Below are 21,839 nucleotides of genomic sequence, written 5' to 3' on the forward strand. Positions count from 1 at the left end.
ATTATAATTTTAAATTGTCATTTTCGTCAAACTCCCAAAAAGGATTATAAGCAACTTCAAAGAGGTAGCCGTCCAAGTCCTTGAAATAGCCACTATATCCACCCCAAAATACTTTTTGAGCAGGTTTGACAATAGTAGCTCCTAATTCACTGACCTTGGATAAAACAGCATCTACTTCTGCTTCCGATTTGGCATTATAACTAATTGTTATTCCTGCAAATGTACTTGACTGATAAGGTAGCGTAGTATCTTTGGAGAGTTCTTGTAAAGGATATAATCCTAATACAATTCCTCCCAAAGGGAAAAGAGCATACTCCTCTATACTTTTGTCCGACTTCTGCCAGCCCAAGTTCTCATAAAAGGCAAGAGCTTTCTTAAAGTTGCGGACACCTAAAGTGATAAGTGTAAATTTCTGTCTCATTTGGTTAATGCTTTTTCTACTATTTCTATAAGCTCCTCTGGGGTCATTAGGGTATTGAGATAGTCCTCTAAGGTTCCCATATTATCGATTTCTCCAAAGAATACCTCGTGATCAGTACCAAAGAGTGTTGGGTTTTCTCCATTGGGGTCGCTTAGGGCTATGTATATATGGTCAGGATAGCCAGAGGTATAGAACAATTGTATAAGATCAGGTGTCTTGTCTCCTGTAACTTTTATAATTTCAGTGAGGTCTGTAAATTCCTCATCGGAGAAATCGTCATACCATTCTTCATAGTCATCAGTACCTTCTTTGAAAGGGGTAAAGAGGCTGACTGTCCAAAAGTGTTGCCCATAAGGTTCTTCCGTAAGTCGATAGAACTGAGCAATCATCTGGTCATAAAAATCCTTTTTATCCGTTTGGTAAAGTTCCCTATGATCATCTACCCACGCTCCTATGCCATAAATAGGCTCGGTATCTTCGGCCTTTGCCCAAGGAGTGTCCTGAGGCTTTGGATAGAGTACGGTATCAAAAGTAATAGCCAATAGGTCATCAGCAAGGGAAGTGCCTTTCACTTGACTGGTATTGCCTCCAAGAGCTTGTATACGAGTTAAGATTTTTTGGTTCAACATATTTATTTTATTAAAAGGTTTCTTTTTCTTTGCTCCTTTAGCGGTATTCTTCAAGCCAAATTCGCCAATCTTCAGGACAATGGTATTTATCCATATATTCCTGCCGAGTTTCGGGGGATAAGGAGTGCCAATATTTAAAAAAAGTATCTCTATAATGCTCTTGGTATCCCTGATTCCAGCGAGGAGCCCCATAGAAACTATGAGGAAAGACGGTCCAAAAAGGAAATACTTCTTTATAATCCTCCATTTCTTTCTGAAAATGCTCTCTTTTTCCTTCTTCATAGAATGCTATTTGTACAAAAAAGAGTTTGTCGGCTTCTTGGGTAATTTGTAGCTGGTCTTTGCTAAAAGCATAAGGAGCTTTGCTAAAGAAAAGCCTAATACTTTGGGGGCTGACCTCTCCTTCAACTGCCTCTATACGCTTGTAGAGAGCTACAGGAATAAAGAATTCGTACCCAAAAACTGGATAGGTTTTACAAAAGAAATCTTTGAGCTTTGAGAACATAATCTTGAATTAACTAATTAACATTTCTCTTTCCTTCTTGGGGACTTTGGCAAGTACTTGGTCGTAAGAGTGCTGTATCATCTCCTTGATAAGGACAGGGGGTAAGCCTTCTAAAAGCACAGTATTCCAATGTTTTTTGTTGAGGTGGTAGCCCGCTATAATCTTATCGGGGTATTGCTCGCGGAGTTCTATCGCGCGCTCGGGGTCGCACTTGAGACTCACCCGCAAAGGTACTGATTCTAAACTTGTAAGCACAAAAATACGATTACAAATCCGAAATACTAAAATATCCTCGCCAAAAGGCATATCCTCAGTAACGTGGGGCAAGGAAAGGCAATATTCTCTAAGTTCTTCTAAGTTCATTTTGTTTAGGTAAGAGATAAGAGATAAGAGGGGGCTCATTCCTCATTATCAATTCAGCACACACGTGTGCCAAATTTTTATTCAAAAATCTTATTAATTTGTGCGGAAGGGTTTGCTATAAACTCTTCAAAGGTACAGAGTTCGGTGAAAGTTTCGTGTTCGTAATCAGCAAAGGCGAGTTTTTTATTCCTAGGATACCATACTAAAAAGCCTTCAGCGCCATACCTATCAGCATCGGAAAGGAGGTCGAGGAATTTTTTGTTTTTCCACTTTACTTCCTTGATATCACTCAGTGGGGCAAACTCTACAAAACTGGTATATTCGCATTCGGGCAAGGGAATACGTCTATCGGTAGCGCGCATTAGGGCGATGAGTCCTTCGGGAAGTTTGTAGGCTTTTAAGGCTCGCAAGCGCTCTTCCTCGTCGTGCCACTGGGCAGGCTCTACCGATTTGATATACTCGGCAACTGCTTTCTGCTTGTTGCGCAGAGCGTAATGATAGGCACGTTCGCCGTATTTATCTTTGTAGGAAAGGTCGGCACCCAGCTCAATAAATCGTTTTACCAACTCAAGGTGACCATCTGAGGCAGCTACTTGTAAGGGCGAGGCGTTGTAAGGATATACCATATCAGGCTCAGAATAGTTTACATCAAATCCGTGAGTGATAAGGTATTCACATAGACGAGTAAATCCAGCTTCGGCAGCGTGTCGCAAGGTTGTACCATCAGGAGTAAGGCGGTAGCCATTTTCCAAGAGTATAAAAGCTATTTCCTCACTTCCTCCATAGATAGCTGCCTGCAAAACAGTGATATGAGAGTTAGCATTCACATCGGCACCTTGTTTAATCAACCATTTTACCAACTCAGGGTCGCTTTTTTCACTCATACAAACATCAATAAGCGCTGTTTCGTATATATGAGCCCCCTTATCAACTAAAAACTCTAATAGTTTCTTTTTGCGATTGGACAGGGCAAAGTCAAAAGGTGTTTGAGAATAACGTTCGTGTACGCGGACTTCTTGGTTGATATCCCAGCCCTTGGCAAGTTCAGCTTCCAAGGCAGGAAAATCTTCCTTACGCAAGAGGGTTACAATTTCGGGACATTTGAAAGGTGCTTTTTTTTGGGCAAAGATGTTTCTTTCTTCCATATTGTTTAGGATTTTACAATTTTCAAAAAACCAAAGAAAGGAGTTACTTCCACTACTTCTTTTACTTTAAAGCCTGCTGTAGCTAAAAGTGTTTCTACCTCTATAAGGGCGTGAAATTGGTATTCGGGTGGGGTATTTTCTTTCATCTCTTCAAAAGTATACTTATGCCCTTCTTCTAAATAAGGCTTGATATACTGCTCATACACTGCTTTTGGAGTGGTATTTGCCAATAAATAGCGGTATACACTATCAAAAAGCGGTATATTCTCTTCGGGGTTGAACAGTATGAGCTCATCAGCCATTAATAGTTCTCCTTCGTTTTTCAAAATAGTGTGGAGTTTTTGGCAAACCCCATAAAATTCCTCTAAGGGTATCTGGTGCAGGGCAAGAGCGGTAATCATTACATCTACCGATTGTGCAGGCAGATTTAGTTCTTGTATTTTGCCTTGCTCAAAACGGACATTAGGCTGTGCCTGATAAATTGCTTTGGCTCTGTCAAGGTTCTCTACACTCATATCCACCCCTATAAGTTCTTTGAAATGAGGAACAAAGGGAGCTAATGATTTGCCCCAACCGCAACCTAAATCAAGCAAAGTGTCCCCTTCTTTATAAGAAGAAAGTTCATACAATTTTTCAGCTAATAAAGGCGTGGATTCAAAAGTATCACGTCCATCAGGACTTACTAAATGCTGAATATAAAGAGCTAAGTCCTTTGTCCATTGGTTTTGTGTATTTTCAGTGTGATTCATATTGATGAATTTTTATTCTATAAATAATCTTTGTATGTTGTTAAATAAAAATCTAAAGGGTTTTCAATAAAATGGTTTCTTTCGGCAGTGGGTTATACTTATTTAGTAACGTTTCTTTCTCTCCTTCGTGTAGCAAGGTAAGAAATGTATAACAGCCTCCAGATGTAAGTTTTCTAGTATATTCTTTAATCTCTCTTTTATAAATATCCTCTAACACCTCCGCTTGTTCTTCTGTTAAATAAGGGCAATGGGTGCGAAGTGTCTGACGCAGATTTTCATAGAAATCCCCATAACAGATAAAACTTATGTCGTGAAAATGTGCTACCAACCGTTTTATTAATTGGTAAAAGATAAAGTTCTGCAAATTTCTTGAAAGGATATCTACCTCTCCATCTTCTCTAATAAATACTACACTTGGCTCTTGTGTTGGTTTTTCTTTGTCATAACAAAAACAATAAACCATATAATCATCCACTACAGCCCTTGCAAAGGGAGCGAAGAAGACTTTTCGGTTCTGAGGATATTGTGTTAAATGCTGATTTAAAAACTCAAACTCTTTCGCGAGTTGTGAGGGGGTGAGCACCTGAAACCAATCTACATACAAAAACAAAGGCGGGTTCTCTTTCAGTTTAGGATATTCTTGTTCTAACCACTCCTTATTAGGCAATCTATCACCATTTTTGTATTCCATAGGACAATAAGAATGATATGGATATTTTGCGCCCATATTCAGCATTCCATCCTCATAAAGCTGATGATATAGCTTGGGGTACTGAAAGTTATAAGTTTGTTCTATATGTTGTAATGGGTTCATATTGCTGAGGTTTGATGTTAATTTCTCACATATCTTCCCCTATATCTTTTAAGAAGCTATCTATCGCCTCAAAAGAACTTTTAGAAGAAGAAGCATATATTAATTGACTGCCTTTGTCTAATATAGCAATACTATCTGTGGCATCCCCATAAAAGTCGGCTCCTTCTAACCAATGATGGAGGGCAAAAGGTTTTTTGGGGAAACGCTCTTTTATAGCTGCCAATTCCTCAGGAATGATATATTTAAAGCCTTCATAAGCATAAGGAAGCGCAAATACAGCTTGCAAGTGAGCCATTGCCAACAAAAAATCAGCTAATGTATCACATTCTACTTGCCAATGTTGGTGAGTAAAGTCGGTACTCATATACACCTTAGGATTGGCGGTCTCTAAATCTTCCTTTGCGATAGCCCACAGACAGCAATTTTGATTTTCCGTATAAAAAACAAAATAGTTCGGGTCGCTGAAAAGAGTAAGGTTATCCTTTGGGGTTACCAAGTTATCTTGTGTTTGATTCAGAGCTTGATGTTTTCCCAAAGTAGTGTAATAGTTGTATAACAGTGTAGGCATTTTCTCTATCACCTTGAAGAAAGGTTGCATCTCTTCATCGGTAAAACCACAATCTTCCTCTAAACCAAAGAGCGTACGGATTTGTTCAAAAATGTTGCTTTCTTCTATTATATTAGATTTCGTTTTAGTCATTGCTATATTCAAATTGTTTTTCTTCTTTTGGAATGGGAATAAACTTGTTACACAAAGTGTCGAACTCTTCTCGCGAAAGCAACCCTATATATTTTTCTGTGCGTTCTCTATCCTTAAATGTATAGGTGTAAGTAGATTCAAAAGTTTTTCTTTTATAAATGTCTTCTACTATTTTTGCTTGCTGCTCACTTAGATAAGGACGATGAGTGCGGAACATATTGGCTATTTCGGTATAAAAAGAATCGTCATCAGCAAGGAGTTCATCCATATATAACACACATTCTAACAATCCGTAGAAAATAAAATTCTGAAAGTTATCGGATAGAACTTCTACTTCGTTAAAATCGTGAGCAAATAGTACTACCCTAGGTTCAGAAAAAGGGTTTTCTTTATTATAAAATAAACAATAATAGTCGCCTGCTCCATTCTTCCCAAAAGGGATGAAGAGGAACTCAGGCTTAATTTTATAAAAACTTTCGGCACCGTGTAAGTATTCTATTTCTTCTGATATTTCAGAGAGTTCTAAAATTTCAAAATCCATACGCCCTTCTAAAAGTAATGGTGGATTATCTTTGATTTTAGGGTACTCAAGTTCGCGCCAACGAGGACCAAATTGTCCCCAATTGAGCATACCATCCTCATAAAGCTGGTGATATAGCTTGGGGTACTGAAAGTTATAAGTCTGTTCTATTTGTTGTAATAGGTTCATATTGGATGTTTTTTTATTCATAATACCTTCCTAAATCTAACAAATGTCCTAAAAAATACCAATCATTGGCGATGGTTTCATCTTCACCTATATAATCACATAAGCCTCGTGCGCCACACTCCAAGAGGTCTAAAGGGTTGAAATTGTACCAATCATAGCCTGTTTCGGAAGTGATGCCAAAGGAACGCATTTCGTTATGAAGTTCTTTGTCTTTCATACGGTGGAGTTCAGCTATCTGAAAGAGAATAACAGCTTGGGTATAAGCAAAGGCCGAAAGATGTTCAGTCTCTTCGGGCATTGAGTGAATGCTTGTCCACTGCTCCTCATAAGTAGCAGTCTTTGCACTGAATGCCTCCTTAAGCAGTTCAAGGCAAAGAGTAGGGGAGAAGGGTGTGTTTTCGTGTGGAGTTACAATCCTATATAAAGCTGAGAGATAGGCTTCCAAATCTCTGTTGGTTACTTCTTTAGGAAGCTGTTCTATACAGTTGTAAAATTCGTCGTAGGTCATAGAGATAATTAGCAAAAGGGTGTTTCTTATTCATTAGCGTATTCAATGGTTCGTTCTACAATCAGGTTGGTATAACGTTTGGAGTATTCGATGCGTTTCTCTATCCAATTGCCGTGATTATCATAGCGATAGGTGTATTTTCGGGTATAGACTTCGCCTTCTTTGTTGCTAATTCGCTCGAAAATTTCGTTGTTATGCTCATTGAAAGTGGTTTCAGTTATTGAATAAGGTTCGGGGTCGCCTATATCCTGATGGGCAACATAAATTACATTGCCTTTTTCATCAAAACGAGTTATGGTAAACATAAAAGGCTTGCCATTGGCTGAAAGATTGGTATCGACTTTTTCGGTATCGCTACGAAATTCAATAGAGTCGTGAAGAATCATTTCTCCCGTAGATATGTTTGTATGACAACGATCTATACACCTGCCTTGGGTATCATATTGGAGTTGTAAGAGATATTCGGCATCGGCTGTGCGAGTGAGCTGACTTATATTATTACCATATGCATCGTAAGTGAAAGTAGTAGTTTCTTTCCATTTATCATTTTCATAAGTGATACACTCCACCTTTTGTTGTAGGTCATTATAGCGGTATTGTTTTTCCTCCCAGCAGTCGGTTAGTTCTTCATCTTCAGGGTCGTAGAGGTGAGAACTCAAGCAATTACCGTGAGAGTCGTAGGTAAAGAGGAAGTGGTATTCCTCGCCATAAGAAGCCTCTACAAGTTTACCTTGCTCATTGTAAATGAGGGTTTCGGTATAGTCTTCTAAGAAGTATTCTTCGCCTTTTTGCCACTGACCATCTTCGGTGATGACAGCAGCATAACAATGAGATTCATCTCGTTTTATGTCCATAGTATTAAATTTGCCAATTAGTTAATTACCAAATTGCTTTTCATCATTTTGTATTTCTTCCTTTCTCTTTCAATAGTAGCCACTACTTCAAAACCGAGTTTTGTATAAAGACCTTTAGCTATGGGGTTGTCATCAAATACATTTAGGCTAATAGAATGAACACTTTTATCTTCAAAAAGCATTGCGATAAATAATTGCATTGCTGAGGTGCCTAATCCTTTTCCTGTAAGCGAAGGATTGATAAGAAATCTACCAATATGTACGTTGCTCCCTTCTACTCTTATTTGCTGAATCATTCCTATAAAACTACCTTCTGTCTCAATACGAAAACAATGAGGCAAAGCATTGAGTGCTTCTATGGTAAGAGGATAGGACAAAGCATCTCCTGCCCATTGTTGCAAGAAATCAGCTCCTTTACTATTGGTCCAATGTATAATAGCCTCTTTATCTTCAGGCAATAATCCTTCAGTAATTCTCATTTTTTGCTAAACTTACTTCTTAATATTATCTAATCAGATGGTTATTTCTATCATATTACCATCAGGATCAAGTATCACACTTTCATAATACCCATCGCCTGTAGTGCGTGGAGTACTAAAACATATGTAGCCTTCATCTATGATTTTCTGAGTAAGTGCATCAACAGCTTCTTTGCTTCCTACACTGAAGGCAAAATGTATAAATCCTTCATTCATGACCTTATCCAAACGTTCACTAAGATTGGGACGCCACATAATTTCCAAGCGAGCACCACTTTCGAAGGTTAGAAAATAAGTGTGTAAACCTGTTTTAGGATTGTGGTATAGCTCATTTGATTTCGCTCCAAAATAAGTTTCATAAAAAGACTTAGATTCCTCTAAGTCTTTTACATACAAAGCAATATGGTCTATTTTCATAGTGATAATCTGCTAATTATCTATTACTTGTTACCTGTTATCTTCAACTAATACCGACATTCCAGGTCTTAAATCCTTTACTTTTTGGGTAGGGTAGGCTTTGATAGCAAAGGTTTTCTTGTCGAAATCCCCCTTACTCTTGGTAGCTGTCCAAGTAGCAAAATCCGCTTGTACAGCTATGTGCTTTACTTCCATCTCTATCTCCTGATTACCAAGGGCAGGTACGATACCTTTGAATTTAGTACCTATTTTGAAATCAGCCATTTTATCCTCGCGTATGTTGAACACTACCCATTCGTCACTACTGTCAATGAGGTTCATCACAGGGTAGCCTGCATTGACGATTTCTCCTTCGTTGGGGATAATTGTCTGTATCTCGGCATCGGCAGGAGCGAAGACTTTAGCGCCGTCTTTGTAGGCATTCACTTCAGTGATAACTCCTTGGGCTTGAGCTACAAGTGCTTGGGCGGCGGTTTTATCCTCTACACGAGCTCCGTTTTTAGCCATTTCGTATTGTGATTTGGTTGCTTCGGCTTGTTTTTGTAGAGCGACCATTTGGGTATAAGCCTCGTCTTTCTTTTGAGCAGGGAGTACCTTGTCGTTGTATAGGTTACTTACACGCTGATAGGTTTTTTCAGCGAGCTCGGCAGCAGCTTGGGCTTGTTGCCACACATTGTATGCTCCTTGTATTTGTTCGCTGCGGGCACCACGCTGGGCTTTGTCCGATTGGGCTTGTGCAGCTAAGCGAGCAGCTTCGGCTTGAGAGAGCTTGGCGTCGAGTTCGGTGCTTTCCAGTTCCAAAAGGAGATCGCCTTTGTGCACTTGGTCACCTTCCTGCTTGTAGATAGCCTTTACCCGACCAGGTACTTTGGGGGCAACATTGATTTGCTTGGCTTCTACTTGCCCCTGCAAATACACAGGTTCACGATTGCTAAAAAAGTAGATAGAGAGCACAAGAACTACTGCAAATACAGCAATAGTAACTAAAAGGCCAATGATATTTTTCTTTTTCATAAGATGAATAATATTTGAATACTAATTAAAGTGCAAAAATAGTGAAGATTTGGGACATAGGGATGCTTTTTCTACAAAAGATTTTTAAGATAGATTAAAAATTATATGACACAAAGAGGTGAAAAAAATCCTACTTTTATTCGGATATTTTCTCAAAAAGTGGTAACTTTGCCCTACCAAATAATATTGTGTTTGACACAAGAAAAGAATAAACCAACTAATAACTGCAATATCATGGAAACATTACGAGAAATCATTCACTCTATACAGCAAAACAAAGTCCGTAGCTTCATGTCAGGCTTTGGAATCATGTGGGGAATTTTTATCTTGGTACTCCTCTTAGGGGTAGGTAAAGGGGTAGAATATGGGGTACAAGATCTACTAAAGAGGTTTGCGGCCAAATCAATATTTATTTGGAGTGGAGAAACCTCTATGAAATATAAGAACATGCAAGAGGGTAGGCAAATTTTCTTCAACAAATACCTCTTGGAAGATATCAAGCGCAAGTTCCCCGAGATAGAAGGACTTTCTCCACGAACAACTATTTCTAAAAATGCTATTTTTGGAAAGAAAAATTACTATACCTCTGTAACAGGAATTACTCATGATTATTGGTCTTTCTCCAGTTATAAGATGATAGAGGGAAGCCGCCCTTTCAACCTTATGGATGACAAAAAAGCACGTAATGTAGCGATTATAGGAAAGAAAGTGGCCACTAAGCTATTCCTTGATGACAATCCTTTGGACAAACTTATCAATGTCGGGGGAGTGTATTACCGCGTAATAGGAGTGATGAAAAATGATGATATGATTAGTCAGCAAGCAGAGTCGGAAATCTTCGTACCCTATCCCAGTTTTACCCGTAATATCCAAGATACTCCCGATATTTCTTCCTTTGGCTTCTATTTGCGTGATGATGCACAGATCTCTGTTTTAGATTTTAAGAAAAAAATAATCAACTATTTGGCACGTACTCTCCGTTTTGATGAAAACGATCCTAATGCGATCTATGTACAAGCATTGGAGGAACAACTCTCCAGTATCAATAGTATCTTTACGGGGATTAGTGTTTTTATCTGGATTGTAGGGCTTTGTTTTCTTATCAGTGGGATGGTAAGTGTCACTAATATCCTCTTTATTGTAGTCAAGGAGCGTACTAATGAGTTTGGCTTGCGTATGGCCATAGGGGCGACACCACGCCATATCATCACTCAGGTACTTTTAGAAGCACTGATTATTACCTTAGCTTCAGGGCTCTTAGGAATGTTCTTAGGCGTAGGAGTACTTAAGCTTTTGAATATACTCTTGGAAGCCACTGGTGGCATGGGCTTGCTCAAAACCACAGAAATAGATATGGGTATTGCTTACTTAGCTGTCTTTATCATGGTGCTTTCAGGTATTTTTGCTGGTACCTTCCCTGCCCGAAAAGCCTCTAAAATAGAACCTGTAGCCGCTATGCGTTATGAAAATAGAGGATAAGAAGGAGTGAAGAATAGGTGAAAGGGGGGAAATCTTATTTTTATTTGGATATTTTCTCAAAAAATAGTGACTTTGCCTTATCAAATAATATTGAGTTTGGCGCAAGAAAAGGATAAACCAAACTAATAACTACAATATCCTAATAACTACAATATCGTGGAAACATTACGAGAAATTATTCACTCTATACGGCAGAATAAAGTCCGTAGCTTTATGTCTGGCTTTGGGATTATGTGGGGTATTTTCATCTTGGTACTGCTCTTAGGAGTAGGGAAGGGAGTAGAATATGGGGTGCAAAATCAGCTTAAAAGCTTTGCCTCCAAATCAATATTTGTTTGGGGTGGAGAAACCTCTATGAAATATAAGAATATGCAAGAAGGTAGGCGAATTTTCTTCAACAAATACCTCTTGGAAGATATCAAGCGGAGATTTCCCGAAATAGAGGGACTTTCACCAAGAACATCTGTTTCTAAAAATGTTATTTTTGGAAAGAGGAACTACTATACCTCTGTAACAGGAATTACACATGATTATTGGATGTTCTCTAACTTCAGAATGATAGAGGGAAGCCGTCCTTTCAACCTTATGGATGACAAAAAAGTACGTAATGTAACAATTATAGGAAAGAAGGTGGCCACTAAGCTTTTTCTTAATGACAATCCTTTGGACAAACTTATCAATGTGGGGGGAGTGTATTACCGTGTGATAGGGGTGATGAAAAATGATGATATGATGAGTCAAAGAGTTGAATCAGACATATTTGTGCCTTTTCCGAGTTTTACTTGCAATATTCAAGATGCTCCCGATATTTCTACTTTTGCTCTCTACTTAAGGGATGATGCACAAATCTCCATTTCCGATTTTAAGAAAAAAATAACCAATTACTTGGCACGTACCCTGCGTTTTGATGAAAATGATCCTAATGCGGTCTATGTACGCGCTTTCGAGGAAGAAATATCTAATGTTAATAGTATTTTTACCGGTATCAGTGTTTTTATTTGGATAGTGGGACTATGTTTCCTTATCAGTGGTATTGTGAGTGTGACCAATATTCTTTTTATTGTAGTCAAGGAACGTACTAATGAGTTTGGCTTGCGTATGGCCATAGGAGCGACTCCTCGCCATATTATTATTCAGGTACTTTTGGAAGCCCTAATTATCACGTTAGCTTCAGGACTGATGGGGATGTTCTTAGGGATAGGGGTGCTGAAACTTGTCAATATGTTTCTTACTGCTACAGGTGGTTTAGGCTTGCTCAAAACTACAGAAATAGATATGGGTATTGCCTCCTTAGCTGTATTTATCATGGTGCTTTCAGGTATCTTTGCTGGTACCTTCCCTGCCCGAAAAGCCTCCAAAATAGAACCTGTAGCCGCTATGCGTTATGAAAATAGAGGATAAGAGGGGTGAAGAATGTAGCCAGCGAATACTTAATATCGGTGTTGTGGCACACCTGTAGGGGCGATTTGCAAATCGTCCTTCCAACATGTCACGCAAATTGCTCACCAAAAAGCGAGAACAATTCATCCACTAACACATGAAGTATTTCGCCCTTCTCAACACATGATGCAATTCTTTTCACTAACGCGAGCTGCAAGCTCTACCATAGTAGACATGAGGATCATTAATCATTGAAAATTAATCGTTGATCATTAAGAAACTGTGTTTCTATAGGGAGGTAATAGAGTGTGGAGAGAGCCCCTTCTAAGCGAACATAATCTTTTTCAGTGGTGAGAATACGCCCCTTCTGGCGTAGGAATTCCAATTCTCTGTTTGAAAAATGGTGGTGGTCGCTATAGGCTAAGTGCTCAAAGGAAGCCCCTTGTTTTTCTAAAAAATCCACCAGAGGAGTAGGGTTGGCGATACCTGTTACCAAAGTAAAAGGAGTGGTAATAAAATCCTTCAATGCTTGGCTATCCTCATGACTATACACCCTATCGCTATAGGCAATAGAGGTAAAGTATACCTTCTGTGAAGGGAGGGGCTTGAGTTGTTGAATAATTTTTTCTTGCTCTGTCTGAGTAAGTTCAGGACACTTGGTCACAATAATGATTTGTGCTTTGCGGGCACGGCTGCGAATATCCCGAAGCGAACCTACAGGAAGGAGAAAATCCTGTGTGTAGAGCTTGTCATAGGAGGTCAGCAGTAGGTTTGTCCCTGCTTGTACTTTGCGGTGCTGGAAGGCATCGTCCAAGATAATATACTTAAAGTGAGGATTCTCAAGCAACCGCTCTATTCCTTCCTGCCGGCTCTCACATACGGCGACGGTAGCTCGAGGGAACTTACGATGGTACTGATAGGGCTCATCGCCCAGAGTCATCGCTGTAGCTGAGTCATCGGCAAGGACAAATCCTCTTGTCTTACGGCGATACCCACGGCTGAGAATCGCCACTTGCTCTTGCCCCAGTAGGCGTACAAGATATTCTACCATAGGGGTCTTGCCAGTACCCCCTACAGCCAAATTGCCTACACATAGAATAGGGAAGGGGTAGCGCTTGGACGAAAGCCAACCTCTATCATAGAGAAAGTGCCGTAAGCGTACTCCTAAACCATAAAGAATCGCAAAGGGTAGTAATAGAAAACGCATGGTTAGTTTTGAGTTTTTAATTTTGAGTTTTAGGTTCCAGTAACCTACCTTACCTCCTACTTTATTTTTCGTTCTTCACTCTATGAGAGGGGAGGACAAAGCTAAAAGGTGCCTTCTTAAAATGTCTCCATACGGCCTTGATAAGGGCGAAAACCTCCGAAGAAGGGATATTTCTGGAGCGAAAGGCAATCCACAAGGAAAGTCCGAAACTTACAATAAAATTGATAAAACCAACCAAAACCAGTCCGACAAAGATCCACACCCACATACTCCATACTAAGTGGAAGGCAGCTCCATAGAGCCCCATAGCTATATTCCCACTGACAAAAGTAATGTGGCGTATATCTAAATCAAGATCGAAGAAAGACCCTATAGAAGCAGTACTTCCCATGAATACACCGAACCAAAAATTGGAAAGAATTCCAGGGCGCTTATGATCGAGCCAATGAGCCAATCGTCGGGTACGCTTTACCCCTAAGGTACGCTTGAGGAGAGGGTGTTCCATGATACGATAGGCGAATTGGTTGTATTTCTGCTTATTGGAGACATCTCCAGCAATGATTCCCGAAATGAAAAGGAATACTCCCGCAATAGCAGCATGGAATATCAGTTTGGAGTGTATGGGGGAGGCATCCGAGAGGAACTTTTCCCAGCTATGGGAAACGATATTCTGTCCCCAAGCGGCCTCGATACCCCATACAAGCAGCAGAGCTACCCCAAAAGCCATAATCACATTCCCTACAAAGGCAATAAACTGTGAGCGCCATAGGCGAGCAAAGAACTCAGCGAATTCGTTGTGTTTCTCACTTTCCTTTCCTTGTTTCTTCATTCCTTCTTCTACCATACGGGCAACGGTAGTAGCCGTCATCGAAGGCTGTTTAGTGGCCAAGGCAGAACCAGTGAGGTAGATTAGGATAAACCCAAAGGCATAGTTCATACTATAGAGAAAAGCATGCCCAAAAGCACTCGCATGTACCTCATGTAAGAGAGCCTTGAATATACACAGAAAGCCTACAATAAATCCTGCACCAAGGCTGGCCTTGAGCATTTTGAAGTATTCTCGGGGTGTGTCGGTGATATATTTCTCACCAGTAGAGGCATTGAACTGGGTAATCTCATAAGTGACTGTTTGGGTACTCTCTCGGATAAAAGAACGTAGGTTGTTCTTATAACAGTTGTACTCTATGAGTTTTAGTGCTATACAGATAGTGTTGTCTATCTTGTCTTTCTCGGGGTGGAGTACCAATAAGTTCAAAAGGGTTTTTACACGTGTCAGCTGCTGGTTGATACGCAAGAGCCCTTGGTTTACACGCATAGTGATACCATACTTGGACGAATTCTTATAGGCTTGTTGTACAAAATCCTCACACTGTTGGAAGAGTACCATTAGCTGTTTGTAGTTAAGGTTCTCTTCGGTAAGGGATTCTCCGCGTAGGATACCCTCGCGCACAGTCTCGAACTCTCTCTCGAAACTCAGAAAGGGACTCTCCAAGTAGCCATATTGGGGTACCATACGGATAATATCCGACTCCATAGTGCGTCCACTCATGCGCTGGGTAATTAGCCCAATGGCATCACAGAGCTGGTTAAGCCCATAGGAGGGAGCCCCCTCGCAGGTGAAAATGTTGTCAAACTCTAATAATCCAAAGAGTGTTCTATACTCATGGTGTTCTATCTTCTCAAGCCACTTATAGTCAGAGGAAAGGTAGAATACTTGGTTAAGTACATACTGCAAGGTATCCTTCTCTGGTTGGTAGGGCAGTATCTTTTCTGAAAGGCGCTTTTTTACCTCATAGAAAAAGCTGGAATCCTGTAGGATACCCACCTCCGAGATCATACGCCCAAAACGACGATTTGAAAGTAACTCCTTGATATAGGTAGAAAACAACTGACAATGTGTAGGATGCTCTTGCAAATAGCCGATAAGCTCCAACAGAGAGATTTTGTAGCTCGCTTTTTTCGGACGAAAGTAGCGAACGATATCATATAGTAGGTATAGGTTGGTATGTCCTAAAAGTATGTCTTCTTTTATATGAAAGTCAAACACTTCTTGGACACTATGGAATTTTTTTAATTTGTTAGGCATCTTTATAAGTTATGAGTTATAAGTTATGAGTTATTTAGGAATATAGAGTTAAAAGAATTATAGTCATTGATCATTAATCATTAATCATTGTAAGAGGTGATTTGCCCACTGAAAACAATATTTTTTCGGACAGCCTCCATAAAGAGGATCACTGCTTACAGTTTACGGATCACCGCTCACTGATTACTGCTTTCAGTTTTTTAAAGAAGTTTTTCTCAGATTGAGCAATGTCATACAAGGTTTTGGAAAGTGCCTCATAAGCATTGGGGGTGCTATTGCGATCCTTGTACAGACGAGCTACCGCTACGGCAAAATCACGCCAGCGATCGCCTATCTCCGTAATCTCTTGAGAAAGCGTCTTGAGCCTGTCCTCTTGTAATACCTCGGCAGCTTCTTGTAGAAAAGCCCCATAGATAAAGCGGAAGCCCCCTCCTCCAGTACCTATTTCCTCCTGCATGCGAAGCATGTTGGCCAAGTAGTGGTTGGTGATTTTATTCCCCAATTTCTTCTGCCACTTCAGTATATCGCGACTTACACGTATTATCGCTCGATACCCAATGATAGGTACAGGAGAAAGCATCCAGTCACAAGTATTTTTGATTCCTTTGCAAATTGCCTTTTCCAAAGAAAATGACTTAGGCAAATGAGTAGGATAATAGATATGCCCCTTAGGAGCCAAAGCGCCTTTGGCAAAGCGTACTCGCTCAAGCTCTGTTGCACTTAGCTCTGTGGTGAACTCCATCACAGGGTCGCTGATAAGGTATGAATCCCCCTGCTTGCCATACACTACAAGGTTGTGTGCATTGAAGTGAAAACGATATTGTTCAGGGAAATAAGGAAGATGGTAGACCCCCACCTGTAACCCTACGGGAATCCCCTTGGAAAGGGTCTGGTCTAATACCTGTTGGGCTTCTTTCTCAGAAGAAAATTTCTTTCGAGAAACCTTGAATCCCAATCGCTTAGCTACTTTTGAGAAAATATGCCCAGGCATGGTACGATAGCTTATAGCTGGCGCTTGATTGACCTTTATCCATGGGAAATAAAAAAACAAAAGACCGGAACCAATCCCAAAAACCATAGGCTCACTAAGGGATAAACCGTTGTATTTTAGTAAATTAGAAGCTACCCCATTTTCACAATGTGCCGATTGGGTATGTTCAAATTCTAATTGCATCTTATTCAAAAACTAATCAGCGGCAAAATTACAAAAATTTTTTTAAAGAATAAGATTTTGCAAGTATTTCTAAAATGTAGTATCTTTGCACGCCCATTCACGGATATAATCTGAGATATTAAAATGCTTACATTACAACAATTTACATTCAATCCTTTTTCGGAAAATACTTATATTCTTTACTCAGATAAGGGCAATGCCTTTCTGATAGACCCAGGTTGCAGCACTCATAGCGAGGAGCAACAGCTCAAAACATTCATTGCAGAGAAGGGGCTCACGATAGAGAAGATTCTCCTTACGCATGCTCATATAGACCATGTTTTTGGCTTGCAATGGGCTTGTGATACCTATGCCCTGCCAGTGCATTTGCATCCTTATGAAAAGGAAGTCTTGGAGAGAAATCCTTCGGATGCACGTCTTTTTGGCTTTACCTTTCCTGAGTTTGATGGGCAAATAGTGGAGATAGATACCGATACCATATTATATATAGATGATACTCCCATTACCCTACGCTTTGTGCCAGGACATTCTCCAGGGAGTGTTGCCTTTTATGTGGAGAGAGAGGCGTTTATCATCTCAGGGGATGCTCTTTTTAGAAGAAGTATAGGGCGTACCGACCTATATAAGGGAAATACAGAGCAGCTACTCAGTAGCATTCGTTCCCAATTACTTACCCTACCTGAACAGACAAAAGTATATTCCGGACATGGACTGCCTACTTCCATAGGAGAAGAAAAACAGCACAATCCTTTTTTACAGTAAAATGAAACCAACTACCTCAAGATTAATTTTTATAGATATTATACGTGCTTTTGCGATCTGTATGATGCTCGAAGGGCATTTTATAGATGGCTTATTGGCACCCGAATATCGCGATGAAAATAATCTAATTTTCTCTACATGGCTCTATATCAGAGGGATGACAGCGCCCGTGTTCTTCACTGTGTCTGGCTTTATCTTCACCTACTTGCTCATCAGGGAGCAGAATCCAGAGAAAATGGGGTGGAATCATGTACGCGTACAGAAGGGAGTGCGAAGGGGAATTTCCTTGGTGTTCATCGCTTACTTGCTTAGGGCAAATATTTTCAACCTTTTTTCGGATATGACCGATATGAATGTCCGCAAGGTAGATGTACTTCATTGTATAGGATTCTCTTTGCTCTTTCTTATAGCCTTCTATCTGGCTTCTTACAAGAGAAAAAGCCACTACCTACTGCCGGTATTCCTTCTGATGATTACCTTTGTATTGTTTTTCTTTGAACCCATCTATAGCCACCTGACTTATGAGTATTTGCCTATTTTCTTAGCCAACTATTTTACCAAAGTCAATGGCTCGGTGTTTACTCTTTTTCCTTGGTTTGGCTATGCTTCCTTGGGAGGATTTATGGGATATATGTTCTACAAGTACAGAGAACATCCACACCTATACCGCAATGCAATATTATTGTATATCGTTTTAGGGATTTTCTTTCTTACTTTTCCCTATTGGGCAGGAGAGATAGGGAAAGAGACCCATTACTATACTTTAGAACTCATAGCGGGAGGGGATTACCTGATCAAGCGTATAGGCAATGTATTGTTGTTCTTTGCACTATTTATGCTCTTGAGGAAGGTAATTACTTCCACATTATTACAAAAAATAGGGCAGAATACCCTTACCATATATGTAGTACACTATATCATACTTTATGGGAGTTTCACAGGATTGGGGCTATACCGCTTTTTTCACGATAAGCTCAACCCTTATGAGGCGGTCATTGGAGCAGTGTTGTTTGTGGTAGGGACTCTTCTGGTTACCTTTGCTTATCTGAATAAGGAAGCTATTATTGACCAAAAAATTGATGGGATCAAGGCGAAGATAGGGCAGGGGATAGGTCGTGGTTTTGATAGTATAAAAAATACAATAAAGCGTTTCTTCTCCTAAAGAGAGTATCGAAAAACAGAAATTATGATTAGTAAAGAAGCACATTTGCTCGCTTATTTAGAAGAGTTTATCACTCAGGAACGCAAGGAGCGATTTACACAAATCCTTTCCCAGCGTACAGAGCACTTTACCGTAGCCATAGAAGATCTCTTCCAAGTACACAATACCAGTGCGGTAGTGCGTACTTGCGAAGTTTTTGGAGTGCAGACTGCACATATTATAGAAGAAAAATACGGAAAACGCTTGGATTCAAAGATAGCCATGGGGGCTGAAAAATGGGTGACTACTATACGTTACCCTCATACCCAGCCCTGTATAGAAGCTCTTCGAGGTCAGGGATATAGGATTGTTGCCACCGTACCTGCACCCGGGGCTACTCCTCTGCAGGAGTTTGATATTACCCCAAAGAGTGCCTTTTTCTTTGGTACTGAGCGCGATGGCCTCTCTCAAGAGGTTATCTCCCAAGCTGATGAGTGCTTGACAATTCCTATGGTGGGCTTTACCGAAAGTCTCAATATATCTGTGAGTGTAGCCATTATCCTACAGTATGTCACAGCCAAGCTACGAGCTTCTTCTATTCCTTGGCAGCTCTCCCCTCAGGAGGAATTGCTACTGCGCTTACAATGGACAAAAAACTCCATACGTAGTCTCACGGATGTCTTATCTCGTTATGAATCTTTACAATAAGCATGGCAAAAAAGTACTATGTTATATGGGAAGGGTATGAGGTGGGAGTGTTTTCCTCATGGGAAGAGTGCAAAAAGTACACTTCAGGATATCCTACAGCTAAGTATAAGTCGTTCCCAACTAAGGAACAAGCAGAGAAAGCTTTTAGAGAGGACTATCGCCTTTATTGGGGAAAGAAAGCAACTACAACTGTTCCTCTTTCAGCAGATTATGATACCAATAGTATAGCTGTAGATGCTGCTTGTAGTGGTAATCCTGGGACTATGCACTACCGCGGGGTAGACCTCTCGACTGGGGAAATTATCTTCTCTCAAGGTCCTTTTATGCAAGCTACTAATAATATAGGTGAGTTCTTGGCTATAGTACATGCCTTGGCACTCATGGAGCAAACAGGAGAGCCGCGCACTATTTATTCTGATAGTAAAATAGCGATTTCATGGGTCAAACAAAAAAAATGTAAGACCAAACTCCCCCCTTCTCAGGCTAATAAAAAGGTTTTTTCGCTGATAGAACGTGCCGAAAAATGGCTACATACCCATACCTATACCGCTCCTATTCTCAAATGGGAAACAAAAATCTGGGGAGAGATCCCCGCTGATTACGGAAACAAACAACGATAGAAGTTATTTTTTCGAAGATTAGAGCGTAATTAAAATGCTAATAATTAACCACTTATAAAATATTCAAAAAAAATATGACAAATTATTTTGTCAATTAAAAAACTTGTTGTACTTTTGCACCCGCTTTCGATAAGGGAGCGTAGCTCATTGAAAAGACGAAAAAATTTTTTTAAAAAAGATTTGGTGGAATGGAAAAAAGGTTGTACCTTTGCACCCGCAAAAAAGATGAGGGTGATAAATGAAGCTGAAAAAAATATTTTAAAAAATATTTGGTAGAAAGGAAAAAAGGTTATACCTTTGCACCCGCCAAAAGAGCGAGAAGTTCATTAAGAAATATTGATAATACAGCACAGAAAGATTTAGACTAAGCGGGCTTTATACGAGTCAAAAGAGATTTAAAGATTTAACGATGAAGAGTTTGATCCTGGCTCAGGATGAACGCTAGCGGCAGGCCTAACACATGCAAGTCGAGGGAGAAGCCCTTTCGGGGGCAGAAACCGGCGCACGGGTGCGTAACGCGTATGCAACCTACCTTTCACAGGGGGATAGCCCGAAGAAATTTGGATTAATACCCCATAATATTATTGGATGGCATCATTTGATAATTAAAACTGAGGTGGTGAAAGATGGGCATGCGTCCTATTAGCTAGTTGGAGTGGTAACGGCACCCCAAGGCTACGATAGGTAGGGGTCCTGAGAGGGAGATCCCCCACACTGGTACTGAGACAGGGACCAGACTCCTACGGGAGGCAGCAGTGAGGAATATTGGTCAATGGTCGGAAGACTGAACCAGCCATGCCGCGTGCAGGAAGAATGCCTTATGGGTTGTAAACTGCTTTTATATGGGAAGAATAAGGCGTACGTGTACGTTGATGACGGTACCATATGAATAAGCATCGGCTAACTCCGTGCCAGCAGCCGCGGTAATACGGAGGATGCGAGCGTTATTCGGAATCATTGGGTTTAAAGGGTCTGTAGGCGGGCTATTAAGTCAGGGGTGAAAGGTTTCAGCTTAACTGAGAAATTGCCTTTGATACTGGTAGTCTTGAATATCTGTGAAGTTCTTGGAATGTGTAGTGTAGCGGTGAAATGCTTAGATATTACACAGAACACCGATTGCGAAGGCAGGGGACTAACAGACAATTGACGCTGAGAGACGAAAGCGTGGGGAGCGAACAGGATTAGATACCCTGGTAGTCCACGCTGTAAACGATGGATACTAGCTGTTTGGCGCAAGCTGAGTGGCTAAGCGAAAGTGATAAGTATCCCACCTGGGGAGTACGCACGCAAGTGTGAAACTCAAAGGAATTGACGGGGGCCCGCACAAGCGGTGGAGCATGTGGTTTAATTCGATGATACGCGAGGAACCTTACCAAGGTTTAAATGGAGACTGACAGGTGTAGAGATACGCCCTTCTTCGGACAGTTTTCAAGGTGCTGCATGGTTGTCGTCAGCTCGTGCCGTGAGGTGTCAGGTTAAGTCCTATAACGAGCGCAACCCCTATTGTTAGTTACCAGCAAGTAAAGTTGGGGACTCTAGCAAGACTGCCGGTGTAAACCGTGAGGAAGGTGGGGATGACGTCAAATCATCACGGCCCTTACATCTTGGGCTACACACGTGCTACAATGGTCGTTACAGAGAGCAGCCACTGCGCGAGCAGGAGCGAATCTATAAAGACGGTCACAGTTCGGATCGGAGTCTGCAACTCGACTCCGTGAAGCTGGAATCGCTAGTAATCGGATATCAGCCATGATCCGGTGAATACGTTCCCGGGCCTTGTACACACCGCCCGTCAAGCCATGGAAGCTGGGAGTACCTGAAGTCGGTCACCGCAAGGAGCTGCCTAGGGTAAAACCAGTGACTGGGGCTAAGTCGTAACAAGGTAGCCGTACCGGAAGGTGTGGCTGGAACACCTCCTTTCTAGAGAAATGACTAGTTGAGGGTCAGCTTAGTTTAGATCTGTGTTGTGTTATTA

The 21,839-nt window shown here is 40.7% G+C and carries 23 protein-coding genes and 1 rRNA gene; 7 read left to right on the plus strand and 17 right to left on the minus strand.

Annotated features, from left to right (window positions below):
* Position 1: 1 nt before the first annotated feature.
* From CGC50_RS10215 to CGC50_RS10280, 14 genes are all read right to left on the minus strand, one after another.
* The gene (locus CGC50_RS10215; protein ID WP_095910746.1) at positions 2–421 is read right to left on the minus strand and encodes a VOC family protein; all 420 of its coding nucleotides are present in this window, start codon (positions 419–421) and stop codon (positions 2–4) included.
* The gene (locus CGC50_RS10220; RefSeq protein ID WP_095911348.1) at positions 418–1,047 is read right to left on the minus strand and encodes a hypothetical protein; all 630 of its coding nucleotides are present in this window, start codon (positions 1,045–1,047) and stop codon (positions 418–420) included. Before CGC50_RS10220 ends, CGC50_RS10215 begins: the two co-directional genes overlap by 4 nt.
* A gap of 40 nt (positions 1,048–1,087) precedes the next feature.
* Positions 1,088–1,555, minus strand: a complete 468-nt coding sequence (locus CGC50_RS10225) for a hypothetical protein (protein ID WP_095910747.1) — start codon at positions 1,553–1,555, stop codon at positions 1,088–1,090.
* A 9-nt stretch (positions 1,556–1,564) separates the two neighbouring features.
* Positions 1,565–1,918: an MmcQ/YjbR family DNA-binding protein gene (locus CGC50_RS10230; RefSeq protein WP_095911349.1), complete on the minus strand. Its 354-nt coding sequence runs from the start codon at positions 1,916–1,918 to the stop codon at positions 1,565–1,567.
* A 77-nt stretch (positions 1,919–1,995) separates the two neighbouring features.
* Complete coding sequence (locus CGC50_RS10235) at positions 1,996–3,063, minus strand: ankyrin repeat domain-containing protein (protein ID WP_095910748.1); 1,068 nt, start codon at positions 3,061–3,063, stop codon at positions 1,996–1,998.
* A gap of 5 nt (positions 3,064–3,068) precedes the next feature.
* On the minus strand, positions 3,069–3,812 hold the full coding sequence (locus CGC50_RS10240) for a class I SAM-dependent methyltransferase (RefSeq protein ID WP_095910749.1): 744 nt from the start codon (positions 3,810–3,812) through the stop codon (positions 3,069–3,071).
* A 52-nt stretch (positions 3,813–3,864) separates the two neighbouring features.
* On the minus strand, positions 3,865–4,626 hold the full coding sequence (locus CGC50_RS10245; RefSeq protein ID WP_095910750.1) for a hypothetical protein: 762 nt from the start codon (positions 4,624–4,626) through the stop codon (positions 3,865–3,867).
* 25 nt (positions 4,627–4,651) lie between these two features.
* Entirely contained in the window at positions 4,652–5,326 is a 675-nt protein-coding gene (locus CGC50_RS10250; RefSeq protein WP_095910751.1) for a hypothetical protein, read from the minus strand.
* The gene (locus CGC50_RS10255; protein WP_095911350.1) at positions 5,319–6,035 is read right to left on the minus strand and encodes an SMI1/KNR4 family protein; all 717 of its coding nucleotides are present in this window, start codon (positions 6,033–6,035) and stop codon (positions 5,319–5,321) included. The genes CGC50_RS10250 and CGC50_RS10255 overlap by 8 nt, the downstream gene beginning before the upstream one ends.
* 13 nt (positions 6,036–6,048) lie before the next feature.
* Positions 6,049–6,543: a hypothetical protein gene (locus tag CGC50_RS10260; RefSeq protein ID WP_095910752.1), complete on the minus strand. Its 495-nt coding sequence runs from the start codon at positions 6,541–6,543 to the stop codon at positions 6,049–6,051.
* 26 nt (positions 6,544–6,569) lie between these two features.
* The gene (locus CGC50_RS10265; RefSeq protein WP_095910753.1) at positions 6,570–7,397 is read right to left on the minus strand and encodes a hypothetical protein; all 828 of its coding nucleotides are present in this window, start codon (positions 7,395–7,397) and stop codon (positions 6,570–6,572) included.
* 17 nt (positions 7,398–7,414) lie between these two features.
* Complete coding sequence (locus tag CGC50_RS10270; protein ID WP_095910754.1) at positions 7,415–7,876, minus strand: GNAT family N-acetyltransferase; 462 nt, start codon at positions 7,874–7,876, stop codon at positions 7,415–7,417.
* A 33-nt stretch (positions 7,877–7,909) separates the two neighbouring features.
* A complete protein-coding gene (locus CGC50_RS10275) occupies positions 7,910–8,293 on the minus strand; it encodes a VOC family protein (protein WP_095910755.1) in 384 nt (127 codons plus the stop codon).
* 30 nt (positions 8,294–8,323) lie between these two features.
* A complete protein-coding gene (locus CGC50_RS10280; RefSeq protein ID WP_095910756.1) occupies positions 8,324–9,307 on the minus strand; it encodes an HlyD family secretion protein in 984 nt (327 codons plus the stop codon).
* Positions 9,308–9,541: 234 nt separating this feature from the next.
* Between CGC50_RS10280 and CGC50_RS10285 the strand changes: the two genes are divergently transcribed.
* On the plus strand, positions 9,542–10,786 hold the full coding sequence (locus tag CGC50_RS10285) for an ABC transporter permease (RefSeq protein WP_095911351.1): 1,245 nt from the start codon (positions 9,542–9,544) through the stop codon (positions 10,784–10,786).
* Between the two features lie 156 nt (positions 10,787–10,942).
* On the plus strand, positions 10,943–12,187 hold the full coding sequence (locus tag CGC50_RS10290) for an ABC transporter permease (RefSeq protein ID WP_095910757.1): 1,245 nt from the start codon (positions 10,943–10,945) through the stop codon (positions 12,185–12,187).
* A gap of 223 nt (positions 12,188–12,410) precedes the next feature.
* On the opposite strand, the gene lpxK is transcribed toward CGC50_RS10290, so the two are convergent.
* From lpxK to CGC50_RS10305, 3 genes are all read right to left on the minus strand, one after another.
* Positions 12,411–13,373, minus strand: a complete 963-nt coding sequence (gene lpxK / locus CGC50_RS10295; RefSeq protein ID WP_095910758.1) for a tetraacyldisaccharide 4'-kinase — start codon at positions 13,371–13,373, stop codon at positions 12,411–12,413.
* A gap of 61 nt (positions 13,374–13,434) precedes the next feature.
* Complete coding sequence (locus tag CGC50_RS10300; protein ID WP_095910759.1) at positions 13,435–15,459, minus strand: recombinase; 2,025 nt, start codon at positions 15,457–15,459, stop codon at positions 13,435–13,437.
* A gap of 169 nt (positions 15,460–15,628) precedes the next feature.
* On the minus strand, positions 15,629–16,633 hold the full coding sequence (locus CGC50_RS10305) for a BtrH N-terminal domain-containing protein (RefSeq protein WP_095910760.1): 1,005 nt from the start codon (positions 16,631–16,633) through the stop codon (positions 15,629–15,631).
* 123 nt (positions 16,634–16,756) lie between these two features.
* Here CGC50_RS10305 and CGC50_RS10310 point away from each other — a divergent pair, with 123 nt between their 5' ends.
* The 5 genes from CGC50_RS10310 to CGC50_RS10330 all read left to right on the plus strand — a co-directional run bounded on the left by CGC50_RS10310 (position 16,757) and on the right by CGC50_RS10330 (position 21,784).
* The gene (locus tag CGC50_RS10310) at positions 16,757–17,395 is read left to right on the plus strand and encodes an MBL fold metallo-hydrolase (RefSeq protein ID WP_095910761.1); all 639 of its coding nucleotides are present in this window, start codon (positions 16,757–16,759) and stop codon (positions 17,393–17,395) included.
* Between the two features lies 1 nt (position 17,396).
* The gene (locus CGC50_RS10315; RefSeq protein WP_095910762.1) at positions 17,397–18,557 is read left to right on the plus strand and encodes a heparan-alpha-glucosaminide N-acetyltransferase domain-containing protein; all 1,161 of its coding nucleotides are present in this window, start codon (positions 17,397–17,399) and stop codon (positions 18,555–18,557) included.
* A gap of 24 nt (positions 18,558–18,581) precedes the next feature.
* Complete coding sequence (locus CGC50_RS10320; RefSeq protein ID WP_198541605.1) at positions 18,582–19,244, plus strand: TrmH family RNA methyltransferase; 663 nt, start codon at positions 18,582–18,584, stop codon at positions 19,242–19,244.
* 2 nt (positions 19,245–19,246) lie between these two features.
* On the plus strand, positions 19,247–19,864 hold the full coding sequence (locus CGC50_RS10325; RefSeq protein ID WP_095910763.1) for a ribonuclease H1 domain-containing protein: 618 nt from the start codon (positions 19,247–19,249) through the stop codon (positions 19,862–19,864).
* 406 nt (positions 19,865–20,270) lie between these two features.
* Positions 20,271–21,784, plus strand: a 16S ribosomal RNA gene (locus tag CGC50_RS10330).
* The last annotated feature ends 55 nt before the right edge of the window (positions 21,785–21,839 follow it).

Source organism: Capnocytophaga gingivalis (genome assembly GCF_002302415.1).
GTDB classification, from domain to species: domain Bacteria; phylum Bacteroidota; class Bacteroidia; order Flavobacteriales; family Flavobacteriaceae; genus Capnocytophaga; species Capnocytophaga gingivalis.